Source organism: Methyloceanibacter marginalis, from assembly GCF_001723295.1.
Lineage (GTDB): Bacteria > Pseudomonadota > Alphaproteobacteria > Rhizobiales > Methyloligellaceae > Methyloceanibacter > Methyloceanibacter marginalis.
On sequence record NZ_LPWD01000455.1, the window covers coordinates 1 to 15984 of the forward strand.

Annotated in this window: 16 protein-coding genes and 1 pseudogene; 12 read left to right on the forward strand and 5 right to left on the reverse strand. The window is 58.3% G+C overall.

The window, feature by feature from the left end; genetic code table 11:
- Nucleotides 1-232 precede the first annotated feature (232 nt).
- A complete protein-coding gene (locus AUC71_RS15975) occupies nucleotides 233-1789 on the forward strand; it encodes a TadE/TadG family type IV pilus assembly protein (RefSeq protein ID WP_069625045.1) in 1557 nt (518 codons plus the stop codon).
- A 317-nt stretch (nucleotides 1790-2106) separates the two neighbouring features.
- On the opposite strand, the gene AUC71_RS15980 is transcribed toward AUC71_RS15975, so the two are convergent.
- Nucleotides 2107-2586, reverse strand: a complete 480-nt coding sequence (locus AUC71_RS15980; RefSeq protein ID WP_141701772.1) for a phasin family protein — start codon at nucleotides 2584-2586, stop codon at nucleotides 2107-2109.
- A 333-nt stretch (nucleotides 2587-2919) separates the two neighbouring features.
- Here AUC71_RS15980 and AUC71_RS22890 point away from each other — a divergent pair.
- Nucleotides 2920-3018 (forward strand): annotated as a pseudogene (locus AUC71_RS22890) (type II toxin-antitoxin system RelE/ParE family toxin); the annotation flags it as partial.
- Between the two features lie 55 nt (nucleotides 3019-3073).
- On the opposite strand, the gene AUC71_RS15985 reads toward AUC71_RS22890, so the two are convergent.
- Nucleotides 3074-3523 carry an ester cyclase gene (locus AUC71_RS15985; protein WP_069625047.1) on the reverse strand — a complete coding sequence of 150 codons (450 nt, stop codon included), beginning with the start codon at nucleotides 3521-3523 and terminating at the stop codon, nucleotides 3074-3076.
- Nucleotides 3524-3694: 171 nt separating this feature from the next.
- Here AUC71_RS15985 and AUC71_RS15990 point away from each other — a divergent pair, with 171 nt between their 5' ends.
- The 10 genes from AUC71_RS15990 (at nucleotide 3695) to AUC71_RS16035 (ending at nucleotide 12198) form a co-directional block, all read left to right on the forward strand.
- Nucleotides 3695-4042, forward strand: coding sequence for a lipocalin-like domain-containing protein (locus AUC71_RS15990; RefSeq protein ID WP_069625048.1), 348 nt, complete (start codon nucleotides 3695-3697; stop codon nucleotides 4040-4042).
- A gap of 984 nt (nucleotides 4043-5026) precedes the next feature.
- Nucleotides 5027-5251, forward strand: a complete 225-nt coding sequence (locus AUC71_RS18975) for a hypothetical protein (RefSeq protein WP_141701773.1) — start codon at nucleotides 5027-5029, stop codon at nucleotides 5249-5251.
- 609 nt (nucleotides 5252-5860) lie between these two features.
- Nucleotides 5861-6388: a hypothetical protein gene (locus AUC71_RS16005; protein WP_141701774.1), complete on the forward strand. Its 528-nt coding sequence runs from the start codon at nucleotides 5861-5863 to the stop codon at nucleotides 6386-6388.
- A gap of 71 nt (nucleotides 6389-6459) precedes the next feature.
- Entirely contained in the window at nucleotides 6460-6786 is a 327-nt protein-coding gene (locus AUC71_RS16010; RefSeq protein ID WP_069625052.1) for a hypothetical protein, read from the forward strand.
- A gap of 32 nt (nucleotides 6787-6818) precedes the next feature.
- On the forward strand, nucleotides 6819-7232 hold the full coding sequence (locus AUC71_RS16015) for a hypothetical protein (RefSeq protein ID WP_069625053.1): 414 nt from the start codon (nucleotides 6819-6821) through the stop codon (nucleotides 7230-7232).
- Between the two features lie 506 nt (nucleotides 7233-7738).
- Nucleotides 7739-8170 (forward strand): siphovirus Gp157 family protein, encoded by a 432-nt coding sequence (locus AUC71_RS16020; protein WP_158007899.1) that lies wholly within the window; start codon nucleotides 7739-7741, stop codon nucleotides 8168-8170.
- A 16-nt stretch (nucleotides 8171-8186) separates the two neighbouring features.
- Nucleotides 8187-9368: a Rad52/Rad22 family DNA repair protein gene (locus AUC71_RS20465; protein WP_069625055.1), complete on the forward strand. Its 1182-nt coding sequence runs from the start codon at nucleotides 8187-8189 to the stop codon at nucleotides 9366-9368.
- Nucleotides 9369-9735: 367 nt separating this feature from the next.
- Nucleotides 9736-9879: a hypothetical protein gene (locus tag AUC71_RS19840; protein ID WP_158007900.1), complete on the forward strand. Its 144-nt coding sequence runs from the start codon at nucleotides 9736-9738 to the stop codon at nucleotides 9877-9879.
- A gap of 20 nt (nucleotides 9880-9899) precedes the next feature.
- The gene (locus AUC71_RS16030; RefSeq protein WP_141701775.1) at nucleotides 9900-10763 is read left to right on the forward strand and encodes a hypothetical protein; all 864 of its coding nucleotides are present in this window, start codon (nucleotides 9900-9902) and stop codon (nucleotides 10761-10763) included.
- Between the two features lie 160 nt (nucleotides 10764-10923).
- Nucleotides 10924-12198 (forward strand): hypothetical protein, encoded by a 1275-nt coding sequence (locus AUC71_RS16035; RefSeq protein ID WP_069625057.1) that lies wholly within the window; start codon nucleotides 10924-10926, stop codon nucleotides 12196-12198.
- Nucleotides 12199-12276: 78 nt separating this feature from the next.
- Here the strand turns inward: AUC71_RS16035 and AUC71_RS16040 are convergent, their stop codons facing one another.
- From AUC71_RS16040 to AUC71_RS16050, 3 genes are all read right to left on the reverse strand, one after another.
- On the reverse strand, nucleotides 12277-13221 hold the full coding sequence (locus tag AUC71_RS16040; RefSeq protein ID WP_069625058.1) for a sulfotransferase: 945 nt from the start codon (nucleotides 13219-13221) through the stop codon (nucleotides 12277-12279).
- Between the two features lie 329 nt (nucleotides 13222-13550).
- Complete coding sequence (locus AUC71_RS16045; RefSeq protein ID WP_069625059.1) at nucleotides 13551-14558, reverse strand: NAD-dependent epimerase; 1008 nt, start codon at nucleotides 14556-14558, stop codon at nucleotides 13551-13553.
- Nucleotides 14559-14708: 150 nt separating this feature from the next.
- Nucleotides 14709-15779, reverse strand: coding sequence for a glycosyltransferase family protein (locus AUC71_RS16050; RefSeq protein WP_069625060.1), 1071 nt, complete (start codon nucleotides 15777-15779; stop codon nucleotides 14709-14711).
- Nucleotides 15780-15984: the final 205 nt, after the last annotated feature.

The window sequence follows — 15984 nt, forward strand, 5'->3', positions numbered from 1 at the left end:
TAGTTCCTTGGTCCGCTGCCCATTGTCACCCCCATAGCAAGCTCCGACCCGCACTATAGCACAGCCTTGGCGAGTACGCGTGCTGGAGATGATGGGTGACCGGACCACCGTCGACTCTCAGCCTTTACGACATTTCTGACAAAGAGACACCTCGCGGTAAGAAGTTTTCCGTACCCAGCCACTTGAAGGAGAGTGACGCGACACACGGAAAGGCGGCGCCCTATTGTATGCAATGAATTTCTATATTCGGCACTTCGCCCGGAACCATAAGGGGAGCGTCGCTCTCCTTTTTGCCCTTTCTCTTATCCCGATCCTCCTCGCGATCGGCGCCGCTGTGGACTACGGACGCGCGCTTGCCGCGCGCGAGCGAATGGCCGACGCGGCGGACGCCGCCGCGCTGGCCATCGGCTCATGGACCGGGCTTTCTGAAGCCGAGCTCGAGGCCAGAGCCCAGCACTACTTCAACGCCAACTTCCCTAAGTCATCGCTAGGCACTGCACGGGCACTGAAGGTGTCATTCTCAGGTGACGATATCCACGTGGAGGTGTCGGGGTCGCTACCGACTACCTTCATGGGCCTCGCTAATATCAATTCCCTGGACGTCGGTGCGACCAGCGTCGTCACGAAGAAGCAACGAAATCTTGAGCTTGCGCTTGTCCTCGACACCACCGGCTCGATGGGTCAACGGGGTAAGATGCAGGCAATGCAGAGTGCTGCGAAAACGATGGTCCAGGACCTGTTCAAAGGCAAATCTGACTCGGAGACACTCAGGATTGGCGTGGTGCCATTTTCAGGCGCGGTGAATGTCGGCGCGGATAATCTTGATTCCGGCTGGATCGATACGCGCACATATCCGCATATGTCGAGTGTCGCCAAAGAGGACTTTGATTTTAGAAACGGCGAAAGTGCGCTGACGCTCTACGACGATCTCAGGAATCGCGAGTGGGCTGGGTGTGTCCGCGAACGCGCCGAACCGTACGAATTGACGGACGACCCGCCCGGCAGTGCCGCCGCGACGAAGTGGGCGCCCTACTTCGCTCCCGACGAACAGGACACCTACTCCTCCAGCAACGACTACCTCGACGACGGCAATGCAGGCGCGTGTAAAGCGTCCGGCGGCTGGGGCTGGGGTGGCTGGGGCGGCGGCGGTTCCCCCGATCCGGAGGAATGCCAGCGCGATACATCAAAGTATAGCCGCGCGGTTGTGCGCAGCTCAAGCAAGGGCCCCGACTTCAACTGCCCGCCCCGCGCCGTGACGCCCCTTGTCGACAAACAGGGCCGGGTTATCTCGGCCGTTGAGCAGCTACAGCCGGAGGGCAGTACCGTGATACCGGCAGGGCTGCTTTGGGGTTGGCGACTGCTCTCACCGGGAGAGCCTTTTACGGAAGGGGCCCCCTACGGCGGCGAGAAATGGGTTAAGGCAATCGTGCTGCTCACAGATGGCCAGAACGACGTCGGAGGTGGCGGCAACGGCCACAACAATTCCTTCTACAACGCCTTCGGCTTTGCTGCTTGCTGCGGCAACGCCGGCCATCTGGGCTCGAAGAGCGGAAACAGAACGGAGCAGACGCTCAATAACAAGACATCCGAGGTGTGCAACGCCATCAAGGAGAAGGACATCCTGCTTTATACGATCGGGTTCCAGGTGCACGACTCGACGACGCAGCAGCTGTTGAGGAACTGCGCCTCAAAGCCCGACATGTATTACAATTCGCCTTCTAACGCACAGCTCGCCACAGTGTTTAAAGAGATTACGCAAGGACTCAGTGAGTTGCGCATCGCCCAATAGCACATGCGGGCGGTCCGACATCACGCCCCGCGTGCCAAACGCTGGCGATACGGGGGAGCTCTCATCTCCGCCGTCGTACTCGCATTATTACCAGTTGACGCGCATGCCGGCCTTGCCGCCGCGATCGGCACCTCCGTCGCCAACCTTGGCGCCCACCGAGGTCCCTCAACGAAATTGGATTCGTTCTGAATGGGGAAGGCCAGCAACAAGTATGATCGCGGCCACGGCGCGCCGGCTACCTCCGAGAGGCCAAGCGGGTTGCTAAGCCGCTAGCGCCGCGGCCTGCGCCAGTTCGTCCTCGTCCAGGTTTCAGATGGTCATGCTGCCAAGTTGTCGGCGGCGATAGCGTATGCGCCGGCGGATGCGAACGGCGCTAGGGCACTCACAACCGCTGCGGCAGGCGCAACAAAGGCCCGAAGCCGAGGCTCCGAGCCTTTCAGTTGTCGCTCAAATCTCTTTGCTAGACCTACTTGGAAAAGGTCTGCTCGAAAGGCTTGAGCGTTCCGCACCATGTCGGTATACATCTCGCCGAGCTTGGTCATCTGAGCAATATGGGCCTCGAAGGCCTTCTTGGCATATTGCGACTGGATCTCGACGGCCTGCTCGAAAGACTTCACGCCAAGCAATTGCTCGAAGGTCCGGGTAGCATCCTCGAAAGTCTTTTTCGAGTAGCCTGTCATCTCAGCGGTCACGGCCTGGACGCCCTTGGTCACTTCTTGGTAGGAGCGGGTGGAATTATCCAAGCTCTGCTTGCTTGCCTTTTGAACTTCGTCACTAAATTTTTGATGCTCAGTCATCTCTGATTTCCTTTCAGGGCGGCCTTTGCGGCCTATTTCAATCACCTTCTAGACTTAATGTTGCACTGCACAAAAAACAAGACCACAATGTTGCAATGCAGCATAATTGCGCAGCCCAAGATAGCTTGAGGTTGTGCGAACCCATTTTGTGATGGGTTCCGTCTGTTAGGCAGCGAGACGAGGGATGCTACAAAAGGCAAATAGTCCCCGAGGCCCAAGCCCGTATTGACCAGGATCAAACCTTAGGCCCAGTCTGCAGAACGTACCTTTTAGCGTGCCCGCCGGCCGCGGAGGTGAGGCGGTGCACTACGCCCTGGCTGAAATCGCGCCCCGGAGGGCCTCAAGCCGACCCGCTACTCGATCCACGTCAATGGACCGTGGTGCATCACATTTGAGTTCGACGGCGTTGATGTTCAGGTCGTCGGGCTTGACTTCGCGAAGAACGCGTTTCGGGTCCGCGGCATCCTGATTGCCGGGAGCGCGCCAACTAAAAGCCGTTAATGGGGGTCACCAAACCCACTTGCTGAAGCAAAGCGAGCGCGTCGTAGTTGACCCACGACTCTACAATCCTGCCGTCGGCGATGCAGTTGAGGTCCATACCCGTATAGGTCACGGTCCTGCCGGTCGGAGCCGCGCCGAGGAACGACCCAAGATGCGTACCGGCCGCCGAGAACCGCGTCCAGACAAGGTCGCGCTCCGCCATTTGCTCTTCGACGGCATACTGCAGGTCCGGGAAAGCGTCCCGGAATAGCCTGACCGCCTGCTTGATGCCCTCGACACCGACCACCCGTGATGGCTCGGGCCCACGGGCCACGTGGTCGACGTAATCCGGCGCATAAAGTTCATCGGCGACGCCAAGGTCGCCGGCGCCCCACATCTCGAGCAGCACGCGGCGCCCTATGAGTTGGTTTGCAGCAAGCGTCGCTTCGTCGGTCATAGCCTGGTCCTATTTTCGCCCTGCACGATCGGCTGGTTGCCGATGAACTCGCGCAGGTTTCGCCGGTGCAATAATTTTTTCTTGGGAGCCAGATGCTGGATCTTGATTATCACTTGAGCAGTTATAGCTCAGCAAGTTGTAGCTACCCCCTTAAGCATAGGAGACCTCCCCATGTTGAAGCGCACCTTCGCCACTGCTGCTTTGGTCGTCGCCCTGTCAGCCGACGCTGCCTTGGCCGCAGCGAGCGATTTTGTCGGCAAATACGAGACCACGGATACGGATGGCAAACCGATGGAGATCACGCTCGCCGAAAATGGCGCCGCTACCGGAAAGCGAGCCGACGAAAGTCTGACTGGAAACTGGAAAACAGCGAAAAAGAACGACAACATTGCCGTGATCCGATGGAAGGACGGCTGGGTCAGCAGGATCACAAAGTCGGGGGATGCTTACAGCAAAGTCGCCTTCAAGAAGGGAAAGCCTGACGAGGCAAAGAAGTCCGATATCACTAAGGTCGAATAGAAACGGTAAGGCTAGGGATGGCGAGGAGGGTGAGTCGCACCTGGGCGGACATCCGGTCGTGAAGCCTACTCGTGCTCTTTGATGGGCAGGCGGGACGGCGGGTTCGTCCCGCTTCTCGCCGCCACGACGCGAGCCGCACGGAGGCGGCGCAAATTGATTCCTCATGGCTAAGGTCGCGCAAGATCTCGTTAACCAAATTGGGCGGAAGATACGACGAGCAACGCAGCCTGGAGAACCCTTCGATGGTAAGCACGCCCGAGTATGGGGACGACGTGGAGCCCACGCATTTGTCCTGGCTGGATCTGCCTTTAGCGACGCGAGAGCCCATGACCGTCAAGGATGCCAACGAGGCCCGCAAGGCCCTACGAGCTCTCGATACCCGTACTCCCATACAGAGAATGCTGGGCGAACCGCCTCTTTGGCGCAGCGCCCTAGCACAGAAGGGCCTTGTCGACTGATGCTTGCTCACGCGGCCTAGGCCGGAGCCCGGTCCGCAATGGAACCGCCGCGTGAAGCCCGGCCTTGCGCCCGCATCGGAGGCGCCGTCTCCGAACTGACCGGTGTAGGCGCGCTGAGAATCTCGCCCCAGACGTAGTCAGTCGACTCGAAGCCTAGCCGGGACCCCCCGCAGCGATCCGCTTTCTGGCTCCCGTAGCCGGACGCAACCCCTGCCGTCTCGTCCGCCGGCACGAACACCACGCCTGCATCCTCCAAGATCTCCTGCAGGTGCCCCAAGGTGTCGGCTCTGGCACCAGCACCTTTCTCGAACCGGCTCACCGTATTCGGCGGACGCCCGCTCTATCCCCGTCTCCTAGTACAGTTGCGCAAATTGGGTTCGTTTTTCAGACGACACTCCTGAAGTAGCACACTCCAAAACTACAATTATAAGTTGTAACTGAAGCTCATACGATTTGGCGTGTTGGAACGAATCACGTGCCTCGACAACCTCTGCGCATGATCCACAAAACCTCAGGGAGAGTGTCGATGGCATCAAGCAAACAGATTGCAGCAAACAAAGCGAACGCGAAGAAGAGCACCGGACCAAAGACGGAAGCCGGGAAATCGTGCTCCAGCATGAACGCGCTTACGCACGGCTTGACGGCGAAGACCGTCTTAATTCTCGGCGAGAGCGGCGACAGCTTCGAGGCACTCCGCGCGGCGCTGAGGAGGAGTATCAGCCCCTTGGTGCCGTCAAGGCGGAGCTTCTAGGGCATCTCCTCGCTCTCCTTTGGCGCCTCCGCCGCGGACCCCTCTTCGAGGCCGCAATTATCGCGGCTCGCTTCGCCGACGTTGCGGCGCGCGATGAGAGTGACGACGTATGCCGCATTGAACTGGGCGACGCCTGATCCACGACGCGAGCGACAACGACGCCCTCGGAAAACTTACGCAACGCGAGGTCCGGCTGACGAGGGAGGTCGAGAAGACGTTGAAGATGCTGCGTGAGCTCCATGAAGAGAGAGCCGCGGCCGCGTCACCCGCGACTTCGGAGCCCCGGCAGTCGGCGGCGTAATCTCATCCCGACGCATGCCACCTGAGAACGTCAAGCAAGATGGCGAAAGCAGCAGCCAATGCGTAGACGAAGCAAACGCGGGTCGAGGGGCGCCGCACCACGAGCCCATGCGAGCCGCGACTTCGTCGAGGCGCTGGAGGCCGAGTATGCGCAGCACGGCCAGCGAGCGATCACCAAGCTGAGATTGAGACGCCCAGAAGCCTTCCTCCGCCTTGTGGCTGACATTGGTCGCCAGAGTTCTCAGGCCGATGCGCAAAGCGGGGATGCATTCGGAAAGTTGCTGGAGATGATTAGCGATGGACGCGGACGTGAGTTGGCAGAAAGCCTGGGCTGAGAGCAGAGACGACCCGCTGCGGTTTGTGACCGGCGTCCTAGGGGCGCAGCCGGAGCCGTGGCAGTCGCAAGCTCTAGAGGCCATCGGGAAGCACGACCGCGTCTCGATCCGCTCCGGACACGGCGTCGGCAAAACGACGCTTCAGGCGTGGCTCGTGTTATGGTTCATGCTGACGCGCTCAAGCTGCAAGATCCCCGTTGCGGCGAACTCACAAAGTCAGCTGAGGGACACGATCTGGCCCGAGATCGCCAAGTGGCACAGAAAACTTCCGGCGCCACTGAGGGAGAAGATCGAAGTCCAAGCTGAACGCGTCGTCTTGCTGACCAACCCCGAGGGCTCGTTTGCGGTGAGACGCACCGCCTCGAAAGATAACCCCGAGGCTCTGCAGGGTTTCCACGCCGACAACTTGCTGTTCCTGATCGACGAGGCCTCCGGGATCGACGACGTTGTCTTCGAAGTGGGCTTAGGTGCCCTCTCGCGCCCGGCGCGAAGGTTGTCCTAGCGGGCAACCCCACGCGTTCGTCTGGCTTCTTCCACGACACCCACCACTCGCAGAGGGATCGGTGGCACGCGATGCACGTCAGCTGCCTCGATGTGCCGAGGGCGCAGGGGCACATCGAGGACATCCGAGCGAAATACGGCGAGGATTCAAACCAATGGCGCGTCAGGGTTCTTGGGGAATTCCCGACGGCTGACGATGACACCGTCATGCCGCTGGAGCTGGTGCTCGCAGCCGTTGACCGCGACGTGATGCCTCTTTCTAGTTACATCCCGATTTGGGGATTGGATGTCGCTCGCTTCGGTGACGACTCAAGTGCACTTGCGAAGCGACAAGCGAACAAGCTGCTCGAGCCGGTCAAGAGGTGGCGTAACAAGGACAGCATTCAACTGACGGCGTAGTTGAGCAGGAGTACAACGCCGCGCCCCACGATATGAAGCCGCACGTTATCCTCATCGACATCATCGGCCTCGGTGCCGGCGTCTACGACCAGTGCAAAGTGCGCGGCCTACCCGTGAGAGGGATCAATGTCGGTGAGACTGCGCCCACTCGGGAGAACTGCATGCGGCTGCGTGATGAGCTGTGGTTCAAGGGTCGCGAGTGGTTTTCCGACAGGGCGTGCTCCATCCCTAAGGACGACACGCTGATTGCTGAGCTGGTCTTGCCGACGTACAGCTACACCGCCGCCGGAAAAATCGTGGTTGAGGCGAAGTCCGACTTGAAGAAGCGAGGTGTCGCGTCACCAGACGCGGCAGACGCCTTCCTGCTGACATTCGCCACCCGCGATAAGAGCAAAGCCATGACGCCATACTTTGCCGAGACCCCTGAATCAAATTGGGCTGCCTAAGCGACCACTCCGACCAGTGGGCCGCGCTGCGGCGGCTGCAATTCCTTATCGGTCAGAGGGGCTAGAGAATTTTGAGACGCGCTCCTCACCCACCCGATCAGGACGCGCGGGCTCAAGGGGTTTGGATGTTTCTGCGGAGACGAACCCCCGGCCCTTCCCTTCCGCAGGGATAAACTCGACACCTGCCGCCTCGAGCGCCTTCTGAACCTTCCAAACTGTTTCCGCGGAACCTCGTATCTCTCCCCGGACAGACTCCAATCGCCGGACCGTGGCGACGCCAACCGTAGCTGCGTCGGCAAGGTTGGTCTGGCTCCAGCCCAGGAGAGCTCGGCCCGCCCGAATTCAGCTGAAAAGATCATGCCTGATCGTATCCATATCGAAATTGATCTAATCTAGTTGACAGAGGGCGTCTGAATGATATCATTGCGATCATATCCGATCTAAAAAGGTCTAACCAAATGAACCTTGCTATTGGAATTTCAGGCTACCTGGCCACGAGGGAGCGCTTGCTCAAGGCTTGGCCTGAACTAGACCCCGAAACTCTAACGGACACGTTGGAAGGAATCAGCGACCTCCCCGAGATGATAGCCGCCGTCATCCGCTCCGCGCTAGTGGATGAAGCTCTCCACGCCGGCCTCCGCGGCCGCCTCGAGGAGATGAGGGAGCGCCTCTCTCGCCTCGAGCTCCGCTTCAAGAAGAAGCGGGAACTGGCGCTAGAGGCGATGACCGAGGTCGGGCTCTCGAAACTCCAGCAGCCGGATTTCACCGCCTCGACCCGCCCCGGGACGCCATCCCTCGTGGTGGTCACCGAGGAGACAATCCCCCCAGCCTACTGGATCCCTCAGCCGCCGAAGCTCGACCGGCAGGCCGTGGTCAGCGAGCTGAAGCGCGGCGGCGCCATCGAGGCGCCCAACTCAGCAACCCGAAACCCGTTCTGACCGTGAGGACCAAGTAATGGCGCTCAGCGACACCCAGCTCCGGCAACTTAAGGCGAAGCTCGACCCAAAACACATCAAGACGCGGAGAGCCGACGGCGTGGACCTCCACTACGTCGAGGGGTGGCACTCCGTATCCGAAGCCAACCGCATCTTCGGCTTCGACGCCTGGGACCGGAGGACGCTCGTGAACAGCTGCGTCTGGAGCGGCACCGGCGGGGGAGACTTCGTCGCGGCGTACACCGCCAAGGTGCGCATCTCCGTCCGCGCCGGGGACATCACCATCGTGAGAGATGGATCCGGCTCCGGCGAAGGCAAGGGGCCGACCCGTGGCCAAGCCCACGACCTCGCCCTAAAGGCCGCCGAGACGGACGCAACGAAGCGGGCGCTCTCAACCTTCGGCAACTCCTTCGGGCTCGCCCTCTACGACCCCGAGCAGGCCGGCGTCCGCAAGATGAGGAAGCAGGAGGCGCCGGAGCCCGCGACGTCGTGGACGCTGCGGTCACCTTCCGGCGAGGCGGGGGCTACCTTCGGGAAGCCGAGCGAATTCGCGGCGGCACTCCAGAAGGCGATGAGCGAGGCGGCCGACATGGAGGCGCTCTTCGCGCTGTGGGAGCAGAATGTTGACGCCGTCCGGTCGCTCAGCCGCACCTTAAGGCAGGAGCACCTCCCGAAGTCAGGGATCGCGCCGCAACTCGTTCGGCACCTCAAGCAGTGCGCCGTCGATTTGGCAACGCCGCGCGACGGCGGCAGCGGGAACTCTCAACCGGAAATGTCCACCTCCAGCAAAGTGAACGAGACCTCACGCCCGAAGGTCGACAAGAGTGTCCTGACAATCAGCGAGCCGAAACGGGTCCGCTGCAAGGAGCACCTCCGCTTCGTCGCGGGGCAACCCTGCGTCGTCTGCGGGCGGCAGCCCAGCCACGCGCATCATCTGCGCCACGCGCAAGAACGGGGGGTCGGCTTGAAGGTCAGCGACGAGTTTACTGTGCCGCTATGCGCCATCCACCACAACGAGGTCCACCGCGTAGGCAGGGAGGAGAACTGGTGGCGGGAGCGAAACATCGAACCCATGGGCATTGCTCAAAGCCTGTGGCAGCAAAGCCTCCGTTCTCACTCATTCTCCTCACAAACCGCCGCTGCGCCAGCCTCTAAGAGTGATCAACGGGCCAACCTTGCATCCGATGGTCAGCAGCTATGAGAGACGCGGGTTCCGCGATAGGCGCGCTATCACTTCAAAATATGGATGCCCGCCAAATGCGATCGCTGCCTGATTCCGCTTAGGTCGTCGATCCCCTGATCACGCTTCGCCTCTGCGCGTACTCGAAGTAGCATTCTTTTAAGGCCGCGACGAATGCACCTGCCCAAGCTGCCAAAGCAACCTGTAAACACCGGATGGCCCCCGATAGTTATGTGGGCTATCTCGTGGTTAAACTGCGGGCTCGCGATCTACTTCCTGGCGATCATCGCCGCGGGGGTGCTGTACGGGCTGGGACTTCTGGTCAGTGACCTTCTTTATCCCTGAGCGGCGCCGTAGCCTTCTTCCACGCGATGGCGCCCACCCTCACATGTTGACGGTGGCCTTCGTCTACTGCTGCGCCCGCGTGGCGCAGATTGAGCAGAGCGGGGAGAAGGGCTGCCTCCACCACCTCTGGATCGTCGTGATGGTGCTGCTGTTCATGCTATATGGCTTCTACACTTGGAGACCCTAGCCGGACCCGCGAACCGTCTGATGCTCACCCCCGCACAAATCGTCTTCCGGCTCGGACAACTTGTTCGAGGTCAATGGGGCAACCGGCCCGTCATCGAGTACGACGGGCAGGTGATCTACCGATTGCCGCCTCCACTCTCGAACAAGCCCTCGTGTTTGATGTTCACGCAGCCAAAATCCGGCAGCAAGATGGCGCGAGGCATCCTGCGGGAGCTGGCAAGACAATCGGGTCTCCAGCCTACCGGCCCCGGGGGTGCCTTCTTCAAGGCTGGTATCCCTCAGAGTGAAATTCCTGCGTCGACCTCAGAGATCTTCCAGCCATCAGGATACTTCTATCACTTCTCAAATGTGCCCACGGAATACGAGATCCCGATCGACGCCCCCACGTTGGTGCATGTCCGCGACATTCGTGACGTTCTCGTTTCAAAGTACTACTCGCTGCGCGACAGCCACCCGGAGCCGGGCGATGCCGTCGCCTCGGATAAAAAGCAGGCATTTCTAAACCAGCGAGAAATTCTGAGGAAAGTGGACGTGGACCAAGGTGTCCTGCGTCTCGCGACCCGAGGTGTCGCCGATATGATGAGGGGTCTCAGGGTGCGCGCATCATGCAGGGGTTCGATGCTCACCCGTTACGAAGACATGGTCTATCGCAAAGAAGAATGGGCTCAGGATGTGTGCCGCCAGTTCGGCTGGGATAGGTCAAAAAAAGCGATCGCACGCGCCGTTGCGCCCTTCGATGTTTTTCCTGACGGCGAGCGTCCCGATCGGCACGTCCGCCAGGTCCATCCGGGAAACTACCAGAAGAAACTGAAGCCGGAGACCATCAAGAGACTGAATGAGATGTTCCATGAAGAGTTGGAGTTTTTCGGCTATCCCGTTCAGTAGCCCCGCGGAGCTTATTTGACAAACGAAACGCCACGGGCTCGAACGGACCAGTGGTACGTCGCGGCTGATCGACACGATAACCGTTGTAGAGGAACTGTCGGCCGATGGTACTCTCGTCGTGATTGGGACGAGGCACCACGCAAGCGTCAGGCACAGTGCAATGGTAATTGCCTACACGGGTTCTCAGGACGTACTCGACGTTATCGGCCGCCTGGGGAGAACTGAGGACATCAAGTTCTCGCCGGATTATCGGCGCTTTGCCGTCGCGGGGTTCTCTGCAAGTAAGGTATTTCTGTTCGATTTCTCTGTCGCGCACGGTCCTGAAACAAAGCTAATATTGACGGGAGCAGCAGAGATCTTCTCTGAAAGCTTCGATTACCCTCATGGGCTTGATTTCATCGGCGACGATTCACTCATTGTCGCCAATCGAAATGGCAGCGCCTGCATATTGCGGCTACCCGAATGCACTAACGGCGCCGGGCACTATGAAATCTCTCCGAGCGGGGCGATTGCCGAGCGGGACCTCTTGGACTCCCCGGGGTCGGTATCAGTCAACAGGCTCTCCAGGGGCCGCTACGAAGTTTTAATATGCGACAACTTCGGCCACAAGATTACGAGGCACATAGTGACGACAGCGGGCTGTTACTCAGTTCAAGACAGCTCCGTGCTTCTGCAAAAGCACATTGATATTCCGGACGGCATATGTGTGAGCAGCGATCGTAGATGGATTGCCGTTAGCAACCACAACAAGCATTGCGTTTTCGTTTATCTCAATGATGGATCGCTGAATGCGTCCACAGGTCCGCAAGGAATTTTGAAGGGCGTCTATTATCCTCACGGTCTGCGCTTTACAGCCGATGGAAGCGCAATTTTGGTAGCCGATGCGGGCGCTCCCTTCGTGCGAATTTACGCGAGGCCCGGTGTTGACTGGCGAGGCGTGCACTATCCGTCCTCATCGTACCGCGTTTTAAGTGATGAAATGTTCATGCGAGGCCGCGGCAATCCTCAAGAAGGAGGTCCGAAAGGCATTGATGTCAACGAAGGCATGGGCATCGTCGCGACAACGAATGACTTGCAGCCACTCGCATTTTTTTCTCTGCCAGAGATGCTGAGCGGCACCGGAGATAACAGCTATTGCAGCGACCAGCAAAGCCAGCTAGCCGTGACGTGCGAACTCGACCTCGATGACTACACCGCAGCAAGCAGGGAGGAAACAAAGACACGAGCAGCCCAAGCAAGGTCACGAGCTACGCAAGCTGAAAAGCGAGCAGCTGAGGCGGAGACGCGAGCAAGGCGCGCAGATTTCCGGGCAAGCCGAGCGGAGATTCACTCCAAAAAATCAGAAGGGCAGGTCGCGGCAATGATAAGTAGTCGGTCTTGGCGGCTTACTGCACCGCTTCGCTGGGCTTCTTTTTACTTCAATCAAATCAAATGAAAAAGTAGCACAGCAAGTCGCGCACCTCTCGAAATGATGAGGAACGGCAAAAAGGGCAAAGCGCAGCGGCATTAACTTTCACTTGAGGGCAAGGCGCTCCTTTAGTCTCTTAATCCAATGTTGCTGCGACTGGCTAAATTGCCGGAGCGGCGCCGTTATTCTCCAAGAGGTGGAGTGGCGAATCAAAGCGATAGACTGCTCTAGCTGATGCAGCTTTCGACTCATTAACTCGAAGCTTTTTTTTGCACTGTCAAGCTCCGCATATAATGCCTTGAGTTCCGTATCCTTCTTCACAATCAGCTCTTTCAAGCTCGCACGATGCGGCGCTGAATAGCTATGCGCTTGGCCAAGAACTCGCTCCAGCGCATGCTTATCAAATGGCTCTCTAAGGAAGTCAAAAAGATTCTTACAATAGTTAGAGTTCTCGATAAGAGAATCGTAGTTGAAGACAAAGCAGTTATCTCGGCTCGCTGCGTAGGATTGGAATCGCTCTATCGTTTTGTTCAACATATCCCTCGATGCTGCTTGGTCGCTTTCTGCCCACCAACCACTATCTAGAGTGCTTCTAACTTCGCGGACATTGAATATGATCGCGGCACCAGGGAATACCCTCTTAACAAAGTCTAGGTAAGCGACAAACATTCCATCCGGCATCTGGGCTGGCGTATACCGAATCTCCTTAAAGCCTATGCACCGAGCAGCCTCCGGTGGCTGGAGGCAAAGCCTCAAAAATAGATCTGCGAGCTCTTGGGAAAAGTTTCCCGGATCCAGTGTGTCTGCACCGAACCAGGGCGATGTGGACGAAGTCTCTTTTTTGCCAAAGCCGCGATGCGCGGTTTCATACTTCGTAGCCGCAGCGAAGAGGTAAAAGAGCGTAGAATTGTTCTCTCCTCTTATGCAGTAGCCAGGAATCGAGTTCAGAATGCCTTGGAGGAGAGTAGAGCCTGACCGCCCATACGTCACAACGAAGGCGAACGGGAAGAGAGCGAGGCAGGGGCTCTGCAAGTATTCCTTTACAGACATAAGGTGTCAGCTCACAGAAGAAATGCGCAGCCGTGCCAGGCAAGCACTGACACAATCACGTACGAGACCATCCATCGCTCCTGAATACACTAAGTTGAGCACGCGGCCTCAAGCGAACATCGCAAGCGTCTCATCGGCTCTCCTCAATCGCTTGCATCTAGCTCTCAGTGGTGCTTCGTCCGCCTCACGCCAACTGCTTACAATTCTTCCCTTCTTATCGGGCAGCCTCGCATACTCGGCACTTTCGCGCACTTTTACGCTCTCCGTTGACGGTTGCGCTACCAGATCATTCTGCGCCTTAGGACGACTCGATGGGCTGCAGAGCGAACCTATACTCCGTAATAGGCATGATACCAAGCAACGAACCTGCTAATACCTTCTGCGACTGATGTGTTTGGGCTATAGCCGAAGTCTCTCGTCAGGTCAGTTACGTCCGCATATGTCCTCGGTACGTCGCCCGGCTGGAGATCCAAGTAATTCTTCCGCGCCTCGCGACCAAGAGCTTTTTCGATCAAACCGATGAAGTCCATCAGTGACACCGCAGTGTGGTTTCCGATGTTATACAGACGGTAAGGTGCTAACGACGTGCCCGGGTCCGGATTGTCCCCCGACCATTCGGGATTGGGTGCTGGCGGCCGGTCGATCATGCGCAGCATCACCTCTACGACATCATCGATATACGTAAAGTCGCGGGCATGATTGCCGTTGTTGTACACGTCGATCACCTCGTCCGCGAGTATCTGCTTCACGAACTTAAACAATGCCATGTCTGGTCGTCCCCAAGGTCCGTACACGGTAAAGAAGCGGAGCCCTGTCGCTGGCAGCCGATAGAGGTGAGCATAGACATGCGCCATAAGCTCGTTCGATTTCTTACTCGCGGCGTAAATGCTGAGCGGATGGTCCACGCAGTCGTGGACGCTGAAGGGCACGCGCGTGTTCGCTCCGTAGACGGAGCTTGAGGAGGCAAAAATGAGATGCTCTGCCTCGTGTTCACGGCAGGCCTCAAGAATATTAAGGAAGCCAACAATGTTGGATTGGATGTAATCCTCCGGACGCGTGAGTGAGTAGCGCACGCCGGCTTGCGCGGCTAAGTGGATAACACGCTCGGGTTTGTGGGTTGCAAACAACTCAAAAACCATCGGCGAATCGACTAAATCGCCACGTATAAAAGAGAAGCTGTCGTAACGAGTGAGTTGGGAAAGTCGCGCTTCCTTCAGCTTGACGTCGTAGTATGAGTTCATGTTGTCGAGCCCGACAACCTCGGCACCGCGGTCGAGCAATTTGCGCGAAACGTGGAATCCGATAAACCCAGCGGCACCGGTGACCAGTATCTTCATCTTTCGTAGACGATTGCGCATGGCGAAGTTTTGTCCAGGACTACCGTGGCCAATGCCTACGCAACCAACGCAAAGATAGTCCGCGCTGGGCAAGGATCGGCTTGAGGTAGATATCTGGATAGAACTGACGGTCAACCTCTGGAAGATGATTTACTGGCTGCCACGATGCCGGATAGCCAAACCGCTAAGGTACAGCCTCTTAATCCAGTTGAAGTGGTCGTCGGCGTTGGCGGGACGATACGGTACGAGCCAAGTTGACGCTCTTCCGGCAACTCGCTCTGACACGGCGCCTATTGCTGTCGCCAAGATGGGCAAACCTAAGCCGAGTAGGTCGGAGAGCGCGTAGCTGTGGGTCTCCGGTACCGTGAAGGGAAGCCATGCAATATGGGGATCGATCTGGGCAACAATATCGTGAAGATCTGTGTCCTTATATGCACCGAGACTCCGGACGTTCGGCAAGGTATCCAGCGCGGCTGCCGCCTCTCTACTGCTCTCGCCAAGGCAAAGTATCTCGATAGGAAGAGCTTCGTATCGAGCGAATTTTGCCACGTCCAGGATGATGCTTAGTCCTTTGGCCCGGTGAGGCCGGCCTAGCACCAGCACCCTCATTGGCTGGCCTGGCTTTAGTACTGGGGCCTTTACAGCTGCACGAACCTCTTGAGGATCGCGGACTCGTGCAGCGATCACCGGCAACTCAGGGAGTAGCCACTGCAACCGATGCGCCAGATCACCAGATATTGCAATTCGTCGATCGGCCTTTGCTAGGAAAGGCGGCAAAGTCAGTCCAGCAGCATTGCGCATTTGGGCAATAGCATCGTCTCCGATGAAGTACCCGCGCTCATCCTCGAAGTGTGGGGTCGGAGAGAAGTGGTGGTAATCGGTAAGCGTTACGTCGTACGGCACGCTGAGACCCTCTGTGAGTTCTGAGATGTGTTCCTGTAGTCCGATCGTGTGAATAACATTCAGGCGGTCGAACTGGCGCTCCTTCAGATCCCGCAACGGAACATCAAATCCGGCTGCCAAATCATAGCTCTTTTGGCTGTAATACGGCCCACGCTCCGAGACATGGAACAGTTTGTTCCTGACGCCCCACGCCCAGGTCACATCCACTTTGTCAGCCACCAAATCGGCTAGAGCGCGTGCGAAGCGAATCGTGCCGCCACCCCAGCCGTGGACGACGAACAGAATTCTAGGGCGAAATTTTTCCGGACGACGCAACATCGATGGCCACCATCTTGACGACAGCAGAGCAGCGTCAAACGAGCGGCTCTGAGGCCAAGCTCTCTTTGCTATCGCCGATCGGTCTTTCGACGGCATCCGCCCCCCACGGTTGACCATAGTCGGCGAGCGTAGCCCGATAGCCATCTCTGCACCCCGGCGCGTGCGTTATCGGCGAAAATTTGCGTCCGACAATATCCAGTACGCC